At 57.1% G+C, this 5,195-nt stretch carries 2 rRNA genes; both read right to left on the bottom strand.

What is annotated here, in order from left to right:
• Positions 1 to 22: 22 nt before the first annotated feature.
• Positions 23 to 3,148, bottom strand: a 23S ribosomal RNA gene (locus E6R60_RS36245).
• 300 nt (positions 3,149 to 3,448) lie between these two features.
• Positions 3,449 to 4,974 (bottom strand): 16S ribosomal RNA (locus tag E6R60_RS36250).
• The 16S and 23S rRNA genes sit together here, the layout of an rRNA operon.
• Positions 4,975 to 5,195: the final 221 nt, after the last annotated feature.

Consider the following 5,195-nt stretch of genomic DNA (forward strand, 5'->3'; position numbering starts at 1 on the left):
AACACAGTGGACGCGAGCAACTGAGGACAAGCCCTCGGCCTATTAGTACCAGTCAGCTCCACCCGTTACCGGGCTTCCACATCTGGCCTATCAACCCAGTCGTCTACTGGGAGCCTTAACCCCTCAAAGGGGGTGGGAATACTCATCTCGAAGCAGGCTTCCCGCTTAGATGCTTTCAGCGGTTATCCTTTCCGAACGTAGCCAACCAGCCATGCCCTTGGCAGGACAACTGGCACACCAGAGGTTCGTCCGTCCCGGTCCTCTCGTACTAGGGACAGCCCTTCTCAATATTCCTACGCGCACAGCGGATAGGGACCGAACTGTCTCACGACGTTCTAAACCCAGCTCGCGTACCGCTTTAATGGGCGAACAGCCCAACCCTTGGGACCGACTCCAGCCCCAGGATGCGACGAGCCGACATCGAGGTGCCAAACCATCCCGTCGATATGGACTCTTGGGGAAGATCAGCCTGTTATCCCCGGGGTACCTTTTATCCGTTGAGCGACAGCGCTTCCACAAGCCACTGCCGGATCACTAGTCCCGACTTTCGTCCCTGCTCGACCCGTCGGTCTCACAGTCAAGCTCCCTTGTGCACTTACACTCAACACCTGATTGCCAACCAGGCTGAGGGAACCTTTGGGCGCCTCCGTTACTCTTTAGGAGGCAACCGCCCCAGTTAAACTACCCATCAGACACTGTCCCTGATCCGGATCACGGACCCAGGTTAGACATCCAGCACGACCAGAGTGGTATTTCAACGACGACTCCACAACCACTGGCGTGGCCGCTTCAAAGTCTCCCACCTATCCTACACAAGCCGAACCGAACACCAATATCAAACTATAGTAAAGGTCCCGGGGTCTTTCCGTCCTGCTGCGCGAAACGAGCATCTTTACTCGTAGTGCAATTTCACCGGGCCTATGGTTGAGACAGTCGAGAAGTCGTTACGCCATTCGTGCAGGTCGGAACTTACCCGACAAGGAATTTCGCTACCTTAGGATGGTTATAGTTACCACCGCCGTTTACTGGCGCTTAAGTTCTCAGCTTCGCCGACCCGAAAGTCAGCTAACCGGTCCCCTTAACGTTCCAGCACCGGGCAGGCGTCAGTCCGTATACATCGCCTTACGGCTTCGCACGGACCTGTGTTTTTAGTAAACAGTCGCTTCTCGCTGGTCTCTGCGGCCACCCCCAGCTCAGGAAGCAAGTTCCCTCACCAGTGATGGCCCCCCTTCTCCCGAAGTTACGGGGGCATTTTGCCGAGTTCCTTAACCATAGTTCACCCGAACGCCTCGGTATTCTCTACCTGACCACCTGAGTCGGTTTAGGGTACGGGCCGCCATGAAACTCGCTAGAGGCTTTTCTCGACAGCATAGGATCATCCACTTCACCACAATCGGCTCGGCATCAGGTCTCAGCCTTAATGTGTGACGGATTTGCCTATCACACGGCCTACACCCTTACCCCGGGACTACCACCGCCCGGGCTGGACTACCTTCCTGCGTCACCCCATCGCTTACCTACTACAAGTCTGGTTCATCGGCTCCACCACTACCCTCAACTCCGAAGAGATCGGGCCGGCTTCACGGACTTAGCATCGCCTGATTCAGTACTGGGCGTTTCAAAGCGGGTACCGGAATATCAACCGGTTGTCCATCGACTACGCCTGTCGGCCTCGCCTTAGGTCCCGACTTACCCTGGGCAGATCAGCTTGACCCAGGAACCCTTAGTCAATCGGCGCACACGTTTCTCACGTGTGTATCGCTACTCATGCCTGCATTCTCACTCGTGAACCGTCCACAACTCGCTTCCGCGGCTGCTTCACCCGGCACACGACGCTCCCCTACCCATCCCAGCCCCCGTTGGGGGTACATGCTGGAATGACACGACTTCGGCGGTACGCTTGAGCCCCGCTACATTGTCGGCGCGGAATCACTTGACCAGTGAGCTATTACGCACTCTTTCAAGGGTGGCTGCTTCTAAGCCAACCTCCTGGTTGTCTCTGCGACTCCACATCCTTTCCCACTTAGCGTACGCTTAGGGGCCTTAGTCGATGCTCTGGGCTGTTTCCCTCTCGACCATGGAGCTTATCCCCCACAGTCTCACTGCCGTGCTCTCACTTACCGGCATTCGGAGTTTGGCTAAGGTCAGTAACCCGGTAGGGCCCATCGCCTATCCAGTGCTCTACCTCCGGCAAGAAACACACGACGCTGCACCTAAATGCATTTCGGGGAGAACCAGCTATCACGGAGTTTGATTGGCCTTTCACCCCTAACCACAGGTCATCCCCCAGGTTTTCAACCCTGGTGGGTTCGGTCCTCCACGAAGTCTTACCTCCGCTTCAACCTGCCCATGGCTAGATCACTCCGCTTCGGGTCTTGAGCGCGCTACTAAATCGCCCTATTCGGACTCGCTTTCGCTACGGCTTCCCCACACGGGTTAACCTCGCAACACACCGCAAACTCGCAGGCTCATTCTTCAAAAGGCACGCAGTCACGACTGCATGTGCAAGCACATACAGCGACGCTCCCACGGCTTGTAGGCACACGGTTTCAGGTACTATTTCACTCCGCTCCCGCGGTACTTTTCACCATTCCCTCACGGTACTATCCGCTATCGGTCACCAGGGAATATTTAGGCTTAACGGGTGGTCCCGCCAGATTCACACGGGATTTCTCGGGCCCCGTGCTACTTGGGTGTCTCTTAAACGAGCCGTTGATGTTTCAGCTACGGGGGTCTTACCCTCTACGCCGGACCTTTCGCATGTCCTTCGCCTACACCAACGGTTTCTGACTCGTCTCATGGCCGGCAGACCATGAAAAAGAGATCCCACAACCCCGCATGCGCAACCCCTGCCGGGTATCACACGCATACGGTTTGGCCTGATCCAGTTTCGCTCGCCACTACTCCCGGAATCACGGTTGTTTTCTCTTCCTGCGGGTACTGAGATGTTTCACTTCCCCGCGTTCCCTCCACACTGCCTATGTGTTCAGCAGCGGGTGACAGCCCATGACGACTGCCGGGTTTCCCCATTCGGACACCCCCGGATCAAAGCTTGGTTGACAGCTCCCCGGGGCCTATCGTGGCCTCCCACGTCCTTCATCGGTTCCTGGTGCCAAGGCATCCACCGTGCGCCCTTAAAAACTTGGCCACAGATGCTCGCGTCCACTGTGCAGTTCTCAAACAACGACCAGCCACCCATCACCCCACCCTTACAGGCGAGTTCACTGGGGCCGGCAACCGAAGGACGACCATGACGGCCGTACCTTCAGATACCCAACAGCGTGCCCGGCCCGACCGACCATCCCTCACGTTCCACGCCGAAGCAGTACTAGTGAAAAACAACCTGTCGCGCCGAATAGTCAACGTTCCACCCATGAGCAACCAGCACCGAACATTCGCCGGTGTACTGGCCTCTGACCAAGCAAGCTTGGTAAGAAGTGCTCCTTAGAAAGGAGGTGATCCAGCCGCACCTTCCGGTACGGCTACCTTGTTACGACTTCGTCCCAATCGCCAGTCCCACCTTCGACAGCTCCCTCCCACAAGGGGTTGGGCCACCGGCTTCGGGTGTTACCGACTTTCGTGACGTGACGGGCGGTGTGTACAAGGCCCGGGAACGTATTCACCGCAGCAATGCTGATCTGCGATTACTAGCAACTCCGACTTCATGGGGTCGAGTTGCAGACCCCAATCCGAACTGAGACCGGCTTTTTGAGATTCGCTCCGCCTCGCGGCATCGCAGCTCATTGTACCGGCCATTGTAGCACGTGTGCAGCCCAAGACATAAGGGGCATGATGACTTGACGTCGTCCCCACCTTCCTCCGAGTTGACCCCGGCAGTCTCCTGTGAGTCCCCATCACCCCGAAGGGCATGCTGGCAACACAGAACAAGGGTTGCGCTCGTTGCGGGACTTAACCCAACATCTCACGACACGAGCTGACGACAGCCATGCACCACCTGTATACCGACCACAAGGGGGGCACCATCTCTGATGCTTTCCGGTATATGTCAAGCCTTGGTAAGGTTCTTCGCGTTGCGTCGAATTAAGCCACATGCTCCGCTGCTTGTGCGGGCCCCCGTCAATTCCTTTGAGTTTTAGCCTTGCGGCCGTACTCCCCAGGCGGGGAACTTAATGCGTTAGCTGCGGCACCGACGACGTGGAATGTCGCCAACACCTAGTTCCCAACGTTTACGGCGTGGACTACCAGGGTATCTAATCCTGTTCGCTCCCCACGCTTTCGCTCCTCAGCGTCAGTAATGGCCCAGAGATCCGCCTTCGCCACCGGTGTTCCTCCTGATATCTGCGCATTTCACCGCTACACCAGGAATTCCGATCTCCCCTACCACACTCTAGCCTGCCCGTATCGACTGCAGACCCGGGGTTAAGCCCCGGGCTTTCACAACCGACGCAACAAGCCGCCTACGAGCTCTTTACGCCCAATAATTCCGGACAACGCTTGCGCCCTACGTATTACCGCGGCTGCTGGCACGTAGTTAGCCGGCGCTTCTTCTGCAGGTACCGTCACTTTCGCTTCTTCCCTGCTGAAAGAGGTTTACAACCCGAAGGCCGTCATCCCTCACGCGGCGTCGCTGCATCAGGCTTTCGCCCATTGTGCAATATTCCCCACTGCTGCCTCCCGTAGGAGTCTGGGCCGTGTCTCAGTCCCAGTGTGGCCGGTCGCCCTCTCAGGCCGGCTACCCGTCGTCGCCTTGGTAGGCCATTACCCCACCAACTAGCTGATAGGCCGCGGGCTCATCCTTCACCGCCGGAGCTTTTAACCTTCCCCCATGAGAGGGAAAGTATTATCCGGTATTAGACCCCGTTTCCAGGGCTTGTCCCAGAGTGAAGGGCAGATTGCCCACGTGTTACTCACCCGTTCGCCACTAATCCACCCCGAAGGGCTTCATCGTTCGACTTGCATGTGTTAAGCACGCCGCCAGCGTTCGTCCTGAGCCAGGATCAAACTCTCCGTGAATGTTTTCCCGTAATCGGGTAGACACCACGAGAGCGGAACGACCGAGTCGGAATAGGACCGGTCGTCCACTGTGTCCTCGCTGTGTGCATCGCCTACCAGACCAGAGGTCTGCCAGGACTTTTCAAAGGAACCTCGAACCTGCCGAAGCAGGTCGGGGTATCAACATATCTGGCGTTGACTTTTGGCACGCTGTTGAGTTCTCAAGGAACGGACGCTTCCTT

Source organism: Streptomyces sp. A0642, assembly GCF_004795105.1.
GTDB lineage: Bacteria > Actinomycetota > Actinomycetes > Streptomycetales > Streptomycetaceae > Streptomyces.